The sequence below is a fragment of the Desulfovibrio sp. 3_1_syn3 genome (assembly GCF_000145315.2).
GTDB lineage: Bacteria > Desulfobacterota > Desulfovibrionia > Desulfovibrionales > Desulfovibrionaceae > Desulfovibrio > Desulfovibrio fairfieldensis.
On record NZ_ADDR02000002.1, the window covers coordinates 426,952 to 444,100 of the forward strand.

A 17,149-nucleotide genomic window follows, 5' to 3' on the forward strand; every position below is an offset into this window, starting at 1 on the left:
CCTTGGTGGGCGGTTTTGGCGGAACACGAATATTGCCATGCCGTTTCTGTTGAGGGCAGGATTACCGCTTCATGCATCTCCTTTTGACCTTGCAGAGTGGTCGGGGTGCGGTGTGGCGGCCGGTGAAAAAGACCGGCCGTAAAATAAAAAAAGGGTTGCATCCCCCCGGCATGGGGAATGCAATCCTTTAAGGAATATACGGAAGAGGGCTTGCGTCGCTTGCGGCTCTCTCGCCTTGAGAGAGAAAAAAGCTCACGGCCCGAGGTGACCGTCAGGCACACGAAAAAACCGGCAATACATGACTCATTCATAATGATCCCATCCAAAGCCGGAGAATTTTCCTGTGCTCGTGACTACGCGGCAAAAGCCGCGCAATCCTCGCTCTTTTTTTGTCGATTTATCGCGGGTTGAACGCGGAAGCAAGGGAAATTTTTTAATATGTTAAGAATACATTTTTGTTTGGATTTCGTGAAAACAACCCCGCCAAAATGAAACCGGGCGTTAATGACGCCCGGCCTGTGAGCGGCGCACCCCGCTGTCCACGTCAGAGTGCGCCGCAGGGCACGCACTGACTGTCCACACGCGCCCGCGTGCGGCCGGGGTGAAGATGCGCTGCCCCCGGCCGCAACAGTGTTGTTATGCTTCTTTCAATTCCTGGATCAGATTGGTCAGGCCCTGGGCCTGGGCGGCCAGATCGGACACGGCCTTGGCGGCTTCGGCCATGGCCTCGGCGGTCTGGCGGGACATGTCGTTGACCTGGACAATGGACTGGTTGATTTCCTCGCTGGCGGCGGACTGCTCCTCGCTGGCCGTGGCAATGGCATTGACCTGGTCCGCCGTGGCTTCAACGGTGGCGACGATTTCTTCCAGGGCCGCGCCGGATTGCCCGGCAAGCTCCGTGGCTTCGCCGATGCGTTCCACGGCATTGTCCACGCCTTCCATGCTCTTGGCCGTACTTTCCTGGATGGCCTTGATGGCGTTGCCCACGTCATTGGTGGAGGCCATGGTTTTTTCCGCCAGCTTGCGCACTTCGTCGGCCACCACGGCGAAACCGCGCCCGGCCTCGCCCGCGCGGGCGGCCTCAATGGCGGCATTCAGCGCCAGAAGGTTGGTCTGGTCCGCGATGTCCGAGATCACGCCCATAATCCGGGTGATGTCCTGGGCATGCTCGTTGAGCTGGACCATGTCGCTCTTGAGTTCCAGGGACATCTGATGGACTTGCCCGATGCTCTGCACGGCCTTTTCCACCACCTGGGACCCGGCCTCGGCCTTCTGCTTGGTATCGGCGGAAGCGGCGGAGGCGGAACCGGCGTTCTTGGCGACTTCCTGGACAGTGGCGTTCATTTCGTTCATGGCCGTGGCCGCCTCGGACAGGCGCTGGGCGGATTCGGCCGCGCCCCGGTCGGATTGTTCGATCTGGGCGGAAAGCTCGGTGGAGGCGGAGGAGACCACGCTGCCCACCTGTTCCAGCTTGTCGGCGGCCACCAGCATGGCCTCTGTTTTGGCCTGGGCTTCCTTGCTCGCGGCCTCGGCCTGGGCCATGGCTTCCTGGGCTTTGGCGGATTGCTCCCTGGCGTTCTCCGACTCGCGCTGGGCGTTTTCAATATTCCGCTTCAGGGCGCTGACCATTTCCACAATAGCCCCGTAGACGCCCAGCTTTTTGCCGCCGTCGTCAATATTGTAATCGCCGCCCACCACGCGGTGGGCGATGCCGTTGAGTTCGCCGGGGTCTTTGCCCAACTGGCGAATGGTATTGCGCACCAGCAGCAGGGTCAGGATGACGGCAATCAGGATGGCCGCCACGATCAGGATAATGCCGGTCAGCCGTGAGTTGGCGTACATGACGTCAGCGTCATCGTTGACCTGCTTGACCTGTTGCTTGATCGCGTTGATGGTGTTGTCCAAAGCCTCGCTCATCAGATTGTACTGCTTGAAGGATTCGCCGAGCAGCAGCGTGACGGCCTGTTCCGTATGCAGCCCCCGCGAAAGTTCAAGTACTTTTTGGGATTCTTCGCGGTATTTTTGCCGGGCCGCCAGATAGGTCTGGAAAATCTCTCTGGTCCGGGGACTGACGATCATGGCCTCGCTCTTCTGGACCCCGTCGGCGATGACTTTCATCCACTTCTGCTGTTGCTTTTCATACTCCCGCATTCGCGCGGGGTCTGTGGCGTAAATATGCAGCACTTCGGCCAGGCGGTATTCCGAGGCGGCGTTATTGATGACGCCCATCTGTTCCACCAGCGGCATCTGGCGTTGGCTCATCTCCGTCGCAACGTCATTGACTTTGGACATCTGCATAATCAGGTAGATGCCCAGAACAGCCATGAGGGCGGCCAGCGCGCCCATGCTCACGGCGATTTTTACCGACAGTTTCATTTTTTCTGCCTCCAGGTGAAATGGTTGGGACGTCAGAGACGTTTGGGGCGGGAAAAGAAGCGCCAAAAAAGAAGCCGTCGCCTATGGGCAAAATACCCATAGGCGACGGCTTCTCCCATTGGAGAAAATATCTCTACCCGCGAAGAAAACGGCTACTCTCTCTCTCTCTCTCTCTCTCTCTCTCTCTCTCTCTCTCTACTGCCGGAAAGAAGAGCCGCGCCGGGAGTTCCGGTGTGGTGGTGGCTCAAGAGAAGAGGACGCCTGTTTGTTTGCCCCATGACACTCCCTCACGCGAACGTCTATTCACCATGGCTTGATCACAGGGCCAAAGCGCGCTGTGTTCCATTTCGGGCTCGCCCGCCCAAAGGCCGTTTCCAGATTCTCTTTCTCGCGCCTGTCTCCCGGCTTCGGAGTCCATTACGGGAATTATACGTAATTAACACTATATATCGTGATAAAAAAGATAATCTTTAGTGCAGGAGAGACTATTTTGTAAAAATTTACGAAAATCAAGGAATATCGCAAAGAATATTGCTGGATGCTCAGATTAACATATTATAACTATCTTATAAAATAAGAAATTAAATCCGGTTTGAAATCTGCTTCTTATTTTTCGTAACCAACAGGGGATGCAAAAATGCGAAGCGCGCCCCGTTGTCTTTCAGGGCGCGCCGAAAAGGATATCTCATCCTCACGCCGGGCGTGGATGACTGAAGTCGCACACGACCGGACATAATTCATGATTTCAGATGTGAAATATCGTGTTTTTCAGGCCGTAAGTAACGGGATGCGGCGGTTCCGGGCCGAAAAAGAAGCACAACAACGCAAAAAGCCGGGCGGCCCGGCTAATCGCCGGGCGCAAGCGGCCGATAACACGGGTAGAGGGGAAGACGCGCCGGTCTCAGGCCTCGTGGTATTCCTGTTTGATGACGGCTTCGGCCTTGATCCGGTCCAGCAGTTCGGCGAACGTCGCTTTGACGTGCTCGCGGATATCCCCGGCCACCACCAGAAAGAGCAGGTCGTCGCCGGGTTTGAGCAGGCCTTCCTCGGCCTGGGCCACAATGGCGAAAATACCGGGGCGCTGTTCCATCTCGCGGCAGATTTCGCGCATTTTCGCGTTGTCATGGCTGACGCGCACGGCGCTGACCGGCGCGTGGTCCTTGCGGGACCAGCCTCGCACCACGCCGTTGTGCACGAGCATCATGCCCACGTGTTCGGTGAAGCCGGGGCGGGCTTTGAGTTCCTGAAGAGTTTTGTTAATATCCATGAAGACCGCCTTGGTTGAAAGAGTGGCTGATTGCGGCAAGTATATATGCAGGCCGCCCGGCCATAAAGGATTTTATTGATGGCGCAGTTATCGCAGCTTCTGGCCCGCCTGCCCGAGGGCAAGGACGTGCACATGAGCACCATGGGCCATGTGCTCTGGGTCTGCTGGCACAACAATCTCACGCCGGCGGTGAACCAGACCCTGCTCAACTACGGCGGCATGCTGGTGGGCGAGGAGCGCGAGCAGGCCCTCTGGTTCTTCTTCACCGACGACGTTTTTCTGGCCCTGGCCCGGCTGATGGTCTGGGGCAATTTCAATGAACTGGCCGTCAGCATTGAGCTTTTCCCCGGCCGCCTGCAACTGAGCAGCAAGCGCGACGCCGGCCTTTCCCTGGACGGCGCATTGCGGGCCCAGGAAATGCTGGTCAGGGACAGCCTGGAAGTCTGGGTGCATCCCAAGAGCCGGGAAGGGCGCAGCGCCCTGCCCGGCATCTCCTTTGAAAGCCGTCCGGGCCGCCAGGGCATGGCTTCCGTGGACTGGGCCACGCCCGTGGTGGACGTGCGCATGCCGTACTCCTCCACCCAGGCTTGGTTCGCCATTCTGCACCCTCTGGGCAGCCCCCTGGACAAGGCCTTTCAGAGCGGCTGGAGCTCCATGTTCAAGCGCGTCGAGGCGCTGCTGCAAAAGCACAAGATCAAGTCCATCGTGCACGAAACCTTCGTCATGGTGTCCGTGGACAACCTGCTGATGCTGCGCACCTTTTTGCGCGACTACCTGCGCAGTTTCGACAAGGAGCAGAACGAGCCCGGCACTTACTGGCCCTGCGTCTGCGTGGTGGCCGACCGCAACAATCTCAATTTCAATATCGACCTTCCCAAGAAAATCGGCCTGCAATGGGATAATCTGATGCCGGATTTCCCGTACATCAGTTACCGCAATGCCTATCTGCTGGGCGACGGCTTCACGGTGCGCGATCTGCGTTTTACCGGCGAGCAGGCCAGCATGGACAGCTGGTGCAACGTGCTGCTGGACGAAAACAGCATCAGCGCCCGTTCCATCCCCCTGCTCATGGCCGGGCGGCTTACCGCGGGCAGCAGCGGGGCCGGGGGCTGCTTTTATTGCGGCATTCCCAGCCATACGGCGGCGGAGTGCCCCACGCGCACCTATTTCCCGAGCAGGCCTGAAATCTGGGACGAGCTGGCGGGCCTGGACCTGGAAAACATCAACGAGGCCTTCCGGCGCATTGAGATGGTGCTGGGACAGGACAGCGTGGAGGGCTACGAGGAACTGCTGGAGGGCAAGGACGACGCGGCCCTGCTGATGCAGGCCGTGCTGGACATCAACGGTCCGGGCCAGTTGCGCAACGTGCCCCGGCACTGGCTCTACCGCATGCGCGAGCCGGACCAGGACGAGGAAAAGCCCACCCGCGACGACAGCCCGGCCTGGGATCTGCTGGACCAGTTGGCCCGCGCCGCGTCCGACGAACTGTCCGATCTCGAAAAAAAGGTACTCCAGACCATTACCCGCCACCAGCGCGACCCGCGCCTGCGCATGGTGCGGGCTTTTCTGCTCATTGAGAAGAACGATTTCAGCCATGCGGCGGCCTGCTTCCGCGAAGCGGCCAGCCTGACCCCGGCCCCCACGCTTCAGGCCTGGAATGAATTTTTGCAGGGGCGGCTCTCGGAAGAGCAGGGCCAGTACGGCCCGGCCATCGAGCAGTATGCCCAGGTCTGGCGGGTCATGCCCCAATGGCGCGACGTGCAGTACCGGGGCATTGTCTGCCGGGTCAAAATGGGCTTTGCCGAGCAGGTGCTGGAGCAGATCACCAAGCTGGTCCGGGAGGAGCCTTCCTATTTCAACCGCGTGCTCATTGATCCCGGCCTGGAGCGCGGGCGCCTGCTGATCCTTTCCTCGCTCTATGATCTCTGGGCCGAGGCCAAGAAGAACGCCGAAGATGAGCGGACCAGAATCAACGCTCTGGAGGCCCGGCTCAATGACTGGTTTCCGCCGGACCATCCGGTGCAGTTGCAGCTCGGAAGCAAGATTCATAAGCTGGAAGCTCTGAGCAACATTAATAACTATATTGCGTTTCTCCAGGTGGTGGAGCAGCGCCCGGTGCTGGAAAAGGAGCTGGAAGAAAGCATCCAGCGCGAGGTGGAGGAGCTGCGCAACCGCTACAAGTATTACCTGGACGTGTTGCAGGAAATCCGCGACGAGGCTTCCTGGTTCCCCTTCCCCTCTGTCCTGCGCGACTTCAGCAGCGATTTCAACGAAAGCGCGGGCATCATCAACTGGGCCTTTGCCTGCAACTTCAACGAGGCCGAAACCTTCAAGCGCGCGCAGGACACCACGCCCCGGCTCAACGAATTGCTGCGCAATCTGAAAAAGCGCCTCAAGTTCCTGCGCATGGTACGCGACGGCACGCTTTTCGCCCTGACCATGGGCAAGACTTTTATCTGGGTGGAGATTGTGGGCCTGCTGTTCTGTTTCATCGGCGTGCCCGTCGTGGTCTTCTGGGGCGACAGTCTCTATCTGGGCTGGCTCAAGAATCTGCTGGGCGAAAATCAGTGGTCCATCCAGAAAGTGCTGGCGGTCATTATCACCATCATTGCCATCGGCATCGGGGCCCTGCACACCACCTTGGTCTTTGACCGCAAGCGGGAAAAACTTCTGGAGCAGGCCCGCGAGCAGCGGGAAAAGGCGCAGCAGATGCGCCTGGAACGCATCCGTCGCCAGCGTATGGCCGAGGCGGAAAATGCCCGCCGCAGTCAGCGGGCCGAAAGCGATCGGGAAGTGCAGCGGCAGCTCAAAGAGCGGATGAAAGACTGAATCGCCTGCTTGCCGGGTCCGGGCTTGCCAAATTTATTAATAAATATTATTGATAATAAGAGCGGTTGACGCATACCGATGCGTCAACCGCTCTGCGAGGATTTGCCAGCAAATCCTCGCCGCGAAATGCGGGCAGGCGGGCATTGCTCGCCGTAAACAGGCATTTCAAATGTTAAATGCTCTAAATTCCGTTGCAAGGAGGCTCTTATGCCGGATCTGAAAGATTTCGCGCTCTGCAATATAGATTGGAATCTCACCCCGGAACACGCGGTTACCATGTATCTGGAATGGGGCAACAACGACTGGCATGCCGAATACCCGCCGGTGCGCTCCAAAGAGGATGTTTCCCATTATTTTGTGGTGGACAGTTGGCAGGACCCGCCGGTGGTGCGGCTGGTGCGGCGTAATTCCGAGCGGGCCGACGATCTCATCAGCGTGCCTCTGCCGGACAGCCTGCTGGCGGATTTCCGTCAGGCCCACGGCACATGGCGCGGCATCAGCGAGCCCACTCCCAAGATCAAGGCTTGGCTGAAAAGCGAGCTGGAACAGTAGAGCATTTCAAACGCTACATGCTCCAGACGTTGCCGCGCAGCGGCATTGCATCTGAATTGCGACAACAGACAGCCGGTCGTCGGTCGGGTTCGTACCGCAAAAGTGCGCATTCCGTCCGGCGGCCGGCTGTTGTGATGAACGGTTTTGTCAGCGTGCGCCGAAGCCCGGCACATGAAAGCGTTTTTCCAGCCAGCGCAGCAGCCAGGTGGCCAGGGTGACCATGATCAGATAGTAGGCACCCACGGTGATGAAGACTTCGGTGAAGCGGAAGGTGTCCGAGGCCACCACCTTGCCTTCGCCCATCAGTTCCATGCAGGTCACCAGATAGGCCAGGGAGCTGTACTTGATCAGATAGATGATCTCGTTGCCGCAGCCGGGCAGGGCCCGGCGGGCGGCCTGGGGCACCACGATCCAGGCCACGGTCTGCCAGGTGCTGAAGCCCAGGGCCTGGGCCGCGCGGATCTGTCCCTGGCGGATGGAAAGCAGGGCCCCGCGTATGTATTCCGACTGATAGGCTGCCGTGCAGAGGATGAAGGAAGTCAGGGCCGCGCCGTAGGGCGCGAAATAGATGCCCAGCTTGGGCAGGGCGTAGTAGATCATCATTAATTGCACGGCCAGGGGCACGCCGCGCAGGATGGCGGTGTACCAGTCGCCCAGGCGGCGCAGCCAGCGCGGGCCGAACGTGCGCATGCAGCCGATGAGCACGCCGCCCACAAAGCCCAAACTACCGGCGGGGATGATCAGGGCAAGGGAGACCAGCAGCCCCCTGTTCAGGGCGGGCAGCAGCTCATGGCTGAAAAAGACCGTATCCAACATGCGTGTTCCCGGTGGCTAGTGTCTGATTTTTCAAATCAGACACACAAAACCAGTAGGGTTTTGCGGCGGCGCAGCCGCCGTGAGTCAGCGAAAAACCACGTTTTTACGCTGACGATCCTGCGAAAATTGAGAGCATACCTATGCTCGGAATGTTTACAATTCGCAAACCCGTAAGGACCTGCGCGCCGCCGCAGGCGGCGTAATATCTCTCTAGGCCCCCATTTCCAGAAGGCGGGCGCAGAAATCACGGGTGCGCGTGGCCGAACCCTCGGCCAGCAGGTCGTCCGGAATGCCCTGTTCAATGATTCTGCCGCGCTCCATGAACAGGATTTCCGTGGCCAGGGCCCGGGCGAAATCCATCTGGTGGGTAGCCATGATCATGGTCATGCCGCCGCGCGCCAGATCCCGGATCACGGCCAGCACTTCGCCCACCAGCTCCGGGTCCAGGGCCGAGGTGGGCTCGTCCAGCAGAATGACTTTAGGGTCCATGGCCAGGGCCCGTGCGATGGCAACGCGCTGCTTCTGGCCGCCCGAAAGCTGGGCCGGGTAGAGCAGGGCGCGCCGGGCCAGGCCCACGCGGCCCAGTTCTTCCAGGGCGCGGGCCTTGGCGTCCCTGCGGGACATGCCGCGCACCTTGCGCAGGGCGATAGCCACATTTTCCTCGGCCGTGAGGTGGTCGAAGAGATTGAAATCCTGAAAGATCATCCCCACCTGGGCGCGGAAGGCGCAGAGCTTGCGCTTGTCGCGCATCTCCAGGCGTTCGTCCTCCAGCCAGATTTCACCGGAATCCGGCGGAATCAGGCAGTCGATGCACTGCAGAAGCGTGCTCTTGCCCGCGCCCGAGGGACCGATAAGCACCTTGAGCTCGCCCCGGCGGACCGTCAGCGAGCAATTGTCCAGAATAGGCCTGCCGCCCAATTGCTTGGAGATACCCTCAACCCGCAATACCACTTCCTGTTCTGCGCACATGGCTTATCCCGCTCCCATGCCTTCCATGCCCATTCCCGTGGAATAGCCCGGCACATGGACGTTGTCTTCCAGGCGGCGCAGCAGCTTGAGCACCACCAGCGTCAGCACGAAATAGATCAGACCCGCCGCGGCGTAGAGCGCCAGATGCTCGTGGGTGCGCGCGGCCACGAAGGAGGTGCGGGCCATGATGTCCTGAGTGCCCAGGACGTAGCAGATGGCCGAGTCCTTGAGCAGAATGGAAAATTCGTTGGCCCAGCCGGGGATGGACAGGCGCAGGGCCTGGGGCAGAACAATGCAGCGGATGCCCGTGAAATCATTCATGCCCAAGGCGCGCGCCGCCTTGAGCTGCCCTTGGGGCAGACTTTCGATGGCCCCGCGGAAAATCTGGGACTGATAAGCCGTACTGGTACAGCCGAGCACCAGACAGCAGATCAGAAAGGGATCGGCAGGCAGGCCCAGGCTGATGAACAGGCCGTAGCAGAGAAAAAGCAGCACCAGAATGGGCACGCCTCGGAAAAACCAGACGTACAGCGCCACCAGCCGACGCAGCCACGGGCCGCCGTAGACCTGGCTCACGGCCAGCGGCACGCCCAGCACCAGCCCCATGGCCAAGGAGGCGGTCACGTTGCCGATGGTCACGAAACTTCCGGCCAGGATGGCGGGCAGGGCGTTGAAAACGACGGTCAATGAATTCATGGGCAGCGCCGGGCAGAAAATTTGCAGTCAAATCACCGCGCAACGCGGACCGCCGGAAAAGCCCGGCGGTCCGCGCCGTGTCGCGTTGTCACGGCAGGAAGCGGGAACGAATGTCGAAGGCGGCCGGGCCGCCTCCGCTTACTTGTTCAGATACTTTTTCTGCAGTTCCTTCCAGTACGGATCGGCCATGAGCTTGCGGTAGCCTTCGTCGATCAGGGCGCGCAACTCTTTGTCGTCCTTGCGCAGAGCCACGCCGAAGCCGTCGGGCTTGCCGTGGGTGCCGGCCTTTTTCACGGCGCGGCCCTTGGTGATGGCGTCGTCGGCGGGCAGTTCGTCCATGAGCGCGGCCTGGATGCGGCCGTTGAGCAGGTCTTCCACGGCCAGAGGCGCGGATTCATAGAAGCGCAGTTCAAAGGGATACCCCTTTTCCTGCTGCTCCTGCTTGATGGCGTTGGCTTCGGAAGTGCCGCGCTGCACGCCCAGCTTGATCTTCTGGCTCAGGATGTCTTCAGGCGTCAGCTTGGAATCGGCCGGCACCAGAAAAACGCGCGAAACGGTCCAGTAGGGATCGGAGAACTGCACCATCTTGGAGCGTTCCGGCGTGATGCTCATGCCGGAGCCGACCATGTCGATCTGTTTTGCCAGCAGGGCCGGAATAATGCCGTCCCAGGCCATGGGTTTATGGGTGATTTCCACGCCCATGGTCTTGGCGATCCAGTTCAGGGAATCCACGTCAAAACCGGCGGCCTGGCCGGTCTTTTCATCCATGTAGGCAAAGGGCGGGTAGTTGGGGTCAATGCCGTTTACGTAGCTCTTTTTAGCAAAGGCGGGCACGGCGGCCAGCAGCGAAGCCAGCAGTGCGCAGACAAAAAATTTTTTCATGCTCATTTTCCCCCTCGAAAGAAGACAGAACAACAGACTGCGGCCTTGAACGCGTATGCGTCGGCCGGACCCCGGCAAAACAAGAATTTTTTGTAACAGAAGCGCGCGCCTGACGCAAGGTCGCTTTCGCCGGAACGTTGTCCGCCGCGCGGCGGAGGTGCGGAGGTCTTGTGCTCCATGCCGAGGCGGGCTATACTAACAAAAATATAATGTTGAAAGTACGTCTGGAAGGGCGCGGCCCTGCTCGTGTTTTCAGGCAAAGCGTGGCGAACGGCGTCTGTGATCTGTGCCAGCCTCTTACCGTCTACGGTCAAGTCAGTCATGTCCCAGTTTTCTCCCGCCATCCGCCTGTTGCGCCGCTTCGGCCTGTCGCCGCAGAAAGTTCTGCTTGTGCTGTCCGACCTCCTGGCCCTGCTGGGCACGGCCATTGCGGTTTTTTTGCTGCGTGCGGCTTTTGACAATCTTGACTCCATCCTTTACCGCTGGGTGCTGCCGCTTTTGCTGCTGGGGCCGCTGCTCGGCGCAAGCCTGGGCCTGTACCAAAGCATCAGCCTGCCGCCGCACCGCGAACTGAAAGCCCTCTTCCTGATGATCAGCCTGACGTATTGCATGATCCTGGCCGCGCTTTTTCTGGCAAAAACCGGGGACCTGTATTCGCGCTTGGTCATTCTGGGCAGTTGGGCCGCCACCATCTTTACCCTGCCCACCCTGCGCGGCATCTGCCGCCGCCGCTTCTGCCGGAAAAGCTGGTGGGGCAGGCCGTTGATCATTCTGGACCGTAGCGACCGGGGGCGCGATCTCTGGCACTACCTCAGACGCCATCCGGAGCGGGGCCTGATGCCGGTGAAAATTTTCGGCCTGCCCGATGATGCGCTGCGCGTGCGGGAACTGCTGGGCACCGCCGCGCGGCGCTGGCCCAACGCCATAGCCTTGATTCTGCAAAAGGTCGGGCAGGGGCAGGTGCTGGATTACGTCACGGAAGTCAACCGCTATTTCAGCAAGGTGCTGCTGGTGCCCTCCTTCGGGGAAGACTTCAAATGTTACTGGCTGACGCCGCGCGACCTGGGCAATGTGGTAGGCCTGCTCTTGCGCCAGAATCTGCATGATAAGCGCCGCTTGCGGATGAAGCGCTGTATTGATCTCTTTTTCTGCCTGCTGATCCTGCCTGTGCTTCTGCCGCTGGGCCTGATTCTGGGCCTGCTGATCCGTCTGGACAGCCCCGGTTCGATCCTGTACCGGCAGCAGCGCATCGGCCAGGGCGGCCGGGCGCTGCAAATCTATAAATTCCGGACAATGGCGGCCAATGCCGACGCTGTGCTTGAAGACTGGCTGGCTCGCGACCCCGCCTTGCGTGAGGAATGGGAGCGCGACCACAAGCTCAAGCATGACCCCCGGGTCACCCGCATGGGGGCTTTTCTGCGCAAGACCAGCCTGGACGAGCTGCCGCAGCTCATCAATGTGGTTCTGGGCGGCATGAGCCTTGTGGGGCCGCGCCCCATTGTGAGCGGGGAAATCGAGAAATACGGCGAAGTCTATGACGAATACTGCCGCGTCAAGCCCGGCATCACCGGACTGTGGCAGATTTCGGGCCGCAACGACACCAGCTATGAGGAGCGTGTGGCCTACGACCACTATTACATCAACAACTGGTCGGTCTGGATGGATTTGTGGATTCTGGGCAGAACCGTGCCGGTGGTGCTTTCCGGCTATGGCGCTTATTGAATTTCCGGCGGACGGCTTTGCGCCGCCCACGCCAGTTCCACCTGCCGCGCGAATTCCTGTCTGAAGCGCTCCTCGCCGAAGCTCTCGGCGTGACGGCGCAGTAGCTGGGGGTCAAAATCCCGCTCCCGGCGTTCGAACTCCAGAATGGCGGCTTCCACTGCCTCCACACTCTGTTCCGTGAAAAAGAGTCCGGTAACGCCGTCGCATACCGTTTCCGTGGCGCCGCCCCGGCCATAGGCCAGTACGGGCGTGCCCGAGGCCGCCGCTTCCAGGGGGACGATGCCGAAGTCCTCTTCGCCGGGGAAAAGCAGGGCTTTGCTGCGGGCCAGCAGGTCCGCCACCGCAACGTCATCCTGACGGCCCAGAAATCGGACGCAGGGCGCTGCTTCGGCCTGTAGGGCTTTAAGCGCCTCTCCTTTCCCGACAACCACTAAGGGCCGATTCAGCCGCGAACAGGCCTTGACCGCCAGATCAACCCGTTTGTAATGCGTCAACCGGCCAAGGCAGAGATAAAACTCCCCGCCCGGCCGCTCACGCGCGGTAAAGGCCGCGATATGCACCGGCGGGTAGACTACCGCCGCCTCACGCCGCCAGTGCTTACGGATGCGCCGGGCCACAGTGCGCGAATTGGCCACGAAATGGTCCACCCGAAAGGAGCTGGCCAGATCCCAGCGCCGCAGGCCCGGCAGCAGCAGGCGCATGCCCAGACGGGTGAGCGCCCCGGCCGAGGCCATGTAGTCGGGCCAGGTATCCCAGAGGTAACGCATGGGCGTGTGGCAGTAACAGACATGCAGGCTGTCCGCGCGGGTGATCACGCCCTTGGCCGGGCCGGACTCGCTGGAAATGACCAGATCATAGCCCGTGAGGTCAAGCTGCTCCAGTGCCAGAGGCATGAGCGGAAGGTAACGCTGGTACTGCTTCCGGCTGCCGGGCAGACGGTTGATGAACGTTGTTTCAATATGGTGCCCGGCAATGTCCGGGGAAAGGGCCCTGCGGTCCAGCACATGGGTGAAAATGTCGGCTTGCGGGTACATGCGGCAGAGCGCTTCCAGCACCCGCTCGCCGCCGGCCATGCCGACAAGCCAGTAGTGGACAAGGGCCACGCGCATCTCAGGCTCCCGGTCTGTCGCCGATGGCGGCCGTAATCCGGGCCTCGGCGGCCAGCTTGCCGTCCACAAAGGCGCGGGCTTCCATCTTGCAGAGCTTCAGCTTCATGCGCATATTGGAGCATTCCAGGTCCAGGCGGTCGCCGGGAACCACCTGACGGCGGAACTTCACGCCGTCCAGGCCGGTGAAAAGAAAGAGTTTGTCCGCGAGGTCGCCCATGCCCGCCGCGGCCAGCAGACCGCCGGTCTGGGCCAGGGCCTCCAAGATCAGTACGCCCGGCATGATCGGCACGCCGGGAAAATGGCCCTGGAAAAAGGGTTCGTTGACGCTGACGTTTTTATAAGCCTTGATATGCGAGCCCGGCACGCATTCCACCACCCGGTCCACCAGGAGAAAAGGGTAACGGTGGGGCAGAATGCTCAAAATGCGCTGAATATCCATAGTCTGGCTCTGAGTGACCGTATCCTGCATATGTTCTCCCCGGCGCGTCCGGCGCCTGTGAAAAGGTAGAGGAATTCACGATTGAAATGAGTGAATTCCTCTGGTGGCCGCGTGAGCGGACACCCGCGCCCAAGCGCAAGGAAAAACCGCGTTTTTCCGCAGCACGCGGGCGGCGTAGAGTTTGAAATGTGTAAGATTTCAAACGTAAAATGCTGTAGAAAAAAAGCCTCTCGCCCCGTCAGGGTCGAGAGGCTTTGCGACGAAAAATGTCCGGCGCTTACTTCTTGTCGTCCTTTTTGGGACCACCGGCCTTATACAGCTTGTTCACCTCGGCCAGCACGTCCTGGGTCAGGTCCATGGACTGATCGGCATAGAGCACGCCGCCGGCCGTGACGTCCACCACGAAATTGAAGCCCTTGGCCCGGGCCACTTCATAGGTGGCGCTGAACACCAGGGTAACCATGTCCTGGCGCAGCTTAACCTCGTCCTGTTCCACCTTGCGCAGGAAATTGCGGGTCTTTTGATCCAGTTCCTGCTTGGCGCGGATAAAGGCCAGCTTCTTTTCCTCACTGGCTTTGGGATTCTTCAGGTCTTCAGCCTTTTTCTTCAGCGCTTCGCCCTGTTTTTCCAAGCTCTGGCGCTCCTTGCCGTATTTGGATTCCATCTGTTTTTTGGCGGCCTGGGCGGGCTCGCTCTGCGTGGCTACAGTCTGCATGTCCACCACGCCGATTTTAGCCGCGGGCACGGCGTTTTCATCAGCGGCGAAAGCCGCTCCGGCCAGCAGCAGACAAGCCGCAAGGGTCATCAACACAACATTACGCATGAAAGTTCTCCTTCCCCAATTGCTGAATTTTATGCCGCCCTTGCGGAACAGGTATGCCCACGCGCCGTAAGAAGCTCGTCTCTAAAATTATTCCGGACGGGCCGATGCAAACACGAGAGAGCGCAAAAAAAGCCCGGTCCGCTTGTTGCGCGCGGCTTTGTGATGCTCGCGGCGCAACTGTGAAACACGGACTTCACATAGCACCGGGGCCGTTGGGCGTCAAGGAATTCTGCGCGGTCTGGCGCTTGAGAAGGCGATCTTTGTAAGCCAGGATACCCTCGGCCAGCCCTTCGGCCAGGGCGTGACGATATTTAGGGTCAGCCAGGTTGCGGGCCTCGGCCGGATTGGTGCAGTAACCCAGCTCCACCAGCACGGCGGGCATTTGCGCGCCGAGCAGCACATGGAAGGGCGCGGCCTTGACGCCGTTGTTCCTGACCGTGAATTCCCGCCGTTTCAGGCGGAACATGGACAGGCGCTGGATGTCCCCGGCCAGGCGGCGTGACTCCTCCACCCGGGCGTTGAGCATGACGTCGGCCAGCATGTTCTGCATGTCGCCGAGGCGATGATCGCTGCCCGCGTTTTCCAGCGCGGCCACACGCGCGGCCTGCGGGTTGCTGGCCAGGTCCAGATAATAGGTTTCCATGCCGCTGACCCGTGGATCTTCGCTGGCATTGACATGCACCGAGACAAAAAGGTCGGCGCGCGCCGCATTGGCCCTGCGCGTACGCTCGCTCAGGGAGACTGCCGTGTCGCGGGTACGGCTGTAGACGACTTCCAGGCCGTTGGCCTCCAGCAGACGGCCCAGACTCATGGCTACGTCCAAGGTAATCAGGCGTTCCAGCACCTTGTTGTGGCTGGTGCCCGGATCCCGGCCGCCGTGTCCGGCGTCGATGAACACCGTATGCACGGTCAGGCCGAGCTGGCTGGCCATGTCGCTGACTTGGCGGCTCTTGACGCCGGCTTTGGACGCGCGCGGCGCGGGCGCGTCTTCCTCGCCGGCGGCAAAGGCCGCCGCCGCTCCGGCCTTGCGCGGCAGAGGGGTCTTGCCCGCGGCCACGCTGAGCACGATGCGGCACGGGTCATCCTCTATGCGTGCATCGAAACGCCGCACCTCGCGGAAATCGAACTGAAGGCTGGCCCCGCCTTCCTTGCGCTCGCGCACGCGCACGGCCTGCAAAAGGCTGCCGCGCACCGTGACGCCCTTGCGCACGTCACTGACCACGGCGGCATTCTCCAAATCCAGATACAGCCGGGCCGGAGCGCCTTTCTGGGCCTTGACCAGACGCGTGGAATAGCGCGTGGGGCCGCTCATTTCCAGAACGATTTCCACGCTGTTTTTGTTCAGGGAATCCCAGGAAAGCACCTGCACTTCCGGCGTCTCAGGCCGGGACGCGGCCTTTGAGGCTGAATCCGCGCGCCCTGCACCCGCTCCGGCCCCTGTATTCTCGGCGTCCGCCAGAGTGCCCCTCCACTGGGCCCGCAGGCTGCGGGCCTCCGCAGCCATGTCGCCGCGCGGGTAATTGGCGGCGATTTCGTCCAGCAGGGCGAGACCTTCACTGGTTTTGCCCAGGCGCGTGCTCTGGATTCGGGCCGCGCACAGCAAGGCGTCGTCGGCCAGCGCACTCTTGGGAAATTCGCGGGTCAGGGACAAATAGAGTTCCAAAGCACGGCGGTAATCGCCTGACAGATGGGAACAGTCGGCCAGAGCTTCCTGGCTCGCGGCGGAACGGAACAGCGCGCCGGGTGCCACAGCCCAGTTCTTACGGCTTTCATAGATGCGTTGGAACTCGGCCTGCAGTTCTTCCCAGGGCTGACGCCAGCAGGATTTGACCTTGTCCGCCCGGAGGGCTTCCATGCGGGCCTTGGCCGCGCGATAGCGGGGCAACAGCTGGCCTTCCGGAACAGCTGGCGAAACAGCAGGCTGGACAGAAACCTGCGGGGAGGAAAATTTTTCCGGCGCGGCAGGCTGATCCTCCACCGCTTCCTTCCTGTCCGCAGCCGCCACCTGGCGGGCCTCCGGCGCGGTGCGGCCGCTGGCCGAGGCCTTGAGGGCCTTTTCCAGAGCCAGGGCTTCGGGCAGCATATCTCCCTTGGGGTACTGGCTCTTGATCCGGGTCAGCAAAGCCAGCGCGCCCTTGTCGTCCTTGAGCCAGGCCGCGCGCATCCGCGCCGCGCGGAACAGGGCGTCGTCGGCCAGGCGGCTATCGGCATGGCGCAGGGCCAGGGATTCATAACATTCTATGGCCTTGCGGGCGTCCGCTTTGGCGAAGGAGCGTTTTGCCAGCTCCTCCAGGCTTTCGGCGGCCCGGAACAACGCGGCCGGGCGGTTGGGCCAAGCCGGATCCGTATCGTAAATGGCCCGGAATTCCGTAGCCAGTTTTTCCCACGGTTCTCGCAGATTGCCTTTCTTGTCGTCCAGTTTGAGATTGGCAATATCCGCCTTGGCGGCGGCATAGCGTTTTTCCGTGGGCGGCAGCGCACTGTAACCGGCATCATAGCAACAGATAACCAGCAGACAGAGCGCCAGCAAAAAGGCCAGCGGCGGCGCGAGCCGCCTGACCAGGGCTTTGTCCGTCTGTTTATGTTGCTTACTTTTTCCGGCCACTGTTTTTTTCCGTTCCCTGAGAGAGTGCGCTGTTGTCCGTCGGTTTTCCGACACCGGCGTAAGC

13 protein-coding genes are annotated in these 17,149 nt (G+C 60.8%); 3 read left to right on the plus strand and 10 right to left on the minus strand.

Going from position 1 to position 17,149, the window contains the following annotated elements; genetic code table 11:
- Positions 1–636 precede the first annotated feature (636 nt).
- Positions 637–2,376: a HAMP domain-containing methyl-accepting chemotaxis protein gene (locus HMPREF0326_RS13005; protein WP_020990613.1), complete on the minus strand. Its 1,740-nt coding sequence runs from the start codon at positions 2,374–2,376 to the stop codon at positions 637–639.
- A 901-nt stretch (positions 2,377–3,277) separates the two neighbouring features.
- Complete coding sequence (locus tag HMPREF0326_RS13010; RefSeq protein WP_008685906.1) at positions 3,278–3,643, minus strand: molybdenum cofactor biosynthesis protein MoaE; 366 nt, start codon at positions 3,641–3,643, stop codon at positions 3,278–3,280.
- A gap of 78 nt (positions 3,644–3,721) precedes the next feature.
- Between HMPREF0326_RS13010 and HMPREF0326_RS13015 the strand changes: the two genes are divergently transcribed.
- Positions 3,722–6,472: a hypothetical protein gene (locus HMPREF0326_RS13015; protein ID WP_008685905.1), complete on the plus strand. Its 2,751-nt coding sequence runs from the start codon at positions 3,722–3,724 to the stop codon at positions 6,470–6,472.
- A gap of 207 nt (positions 6,473–6,679) precedes the next feature.
- Positions 6,680–7,024 carry a DVU0772 family protein gene (locus tag HMPREF0326_RS13020; protein ID WP_008685904.1) on the plus strand — a complete coding sequence of 115 codons (345 nt, stop codon included), beginning with the start codon at positions 6,680–6,682 and terminating at the stop codon, positions 7,022–7,024.
- Positions 7,025–7,171: 147 nt separating this feature from the next.
- Here HMPREF0326_RS13020 and HMPREF0326_RS13025 read toward each other — a convergent pair whose 3' ends face one another.
- The 4 genes from HMPREF0326_RS13025 to HMPREF0326_RS13040 form a co-directional block, all read right to left on the minus strand.
- A complete protein-coding gene (locus HMPREF0326_RS13025; RefSeq protein ID WP_008685903.1) occupies positions 7,172–7,840 on the minus strand; it encodes an amino acid ABC transporter permease in 669 nt (222 codons plus the stop codon).
- A 210-nt stretch (positions 7,841–8,050) separates the two neighbouring features.
- Positions 8,051–8,809, minus strand: a complete 759-nt coding sequence (locus HMPREF0326_RS13030) for an amino acid ABC transporter ATP-binding protein (protein ID WP_008685902.1) — start codon at positions 8,807–8,809, stop codon at positions 8,051–8,053.
- A 3-nt stretch (positions 8,810–8,812) separates the two neighbouring features.
- Complete coding sequence (locus tag HMPREF0326_RS13035) at positions 8,813–9,505, minus strand: amino acid ABC transporter permease (RefSeq protein ID WP_008685901.1); 693 nt, start codon at positions 9,503–9,505, stop codon at positions 8,813–8,815.
- Between the two features lie 138 nt (positions 9,506–9,643).
- Positions 9,644–10,387 (minus strand): ABC transporter substrate-binding protein, encoded by a 744-nt coding sequence (locus HMPREF0326_RS13040; RefSeq protein WP_008685900.1) that lies wholly within the window; start codon positions 10,385–10,387, stop codon positions 9,644–9,646.
- Positions 10,388–10,708: 321 nt separating this feature from the next.
- On the opposite strand from HMPREF0326_RS13040, the gene wbaP reads away from it, so the two are divergent.
- Complete coding sequence (gene wbaP / locus HMPREF0326_RS13050; RefSeq protein ID WP_008685898.1) at positions 10,709–12,109, plus strand: undecaprenyl-phosphate galactose phosphotransferase WbaP; 1,401 nt, start codon at positions 10,709–10,711, stop codon at positions 12,107–12,109.
- Here the strand turns inward: wbaP and HMPREF0326_RS13055 are convergent.
- From HMPREF0326_RS13055 to HMPREF0326_RS13070, 4 genes are all read right to left on the minus strand, one after another.
- Positions 12,103–13,218, minus strand: a complete 1,116-nt coding sequence (locus HMPREF0326_RS13055; protein WP_008685897.1) for a glycosyltransferase — start codon at positions 13,216–13,218, stop codon at positions 12,103–12,105. The genes wbaP and HMPREF0326_RS13055 overlap by 7 nt on opposite strands.
- 1 nt (position 13,219) lies before the next feature.
- On the minus strand, positions 13,220–13,687 hold the full coding sequence (gene fabZ, locus HMPREF0326_RS13060; RefSeq protein ID WP_008685896.1) for a 3-hydroxyacyl-ACP dehydratase FabZ: 468 nt from the start codon (positions 13,685–13,687) through the stop codon (positions 13,220–13,222).
- A 247-nt stretch (positions 13,688–13,934) separates the two neighbouring features.
- Positions 13,935–14,480, minus strand: a complete 546-nt coding sequence (locus tag HMPREF0326_RS13065; protein ID WP_008685895.1) for an OmpH family outer membrane protein — start codon at positions 14,478–14,480, stop codon at positions 13,935–13,937.
- A gap of 193 nt (positions 14,481–14,673) precedes the next feature.
- A complete protein-coding gene (locus HMPREF0326_RS13070; RefSeq protein WP_008685894.1) occupies positions 14,674–17,085 on the minus strand; it encodes an N-acetylmuramoyl-L-alanine amidase in 2,412 nt (803 codons plus the stop codon).
- Positions 17,086–17,149 lie beyond the last annotated feature (64 nt).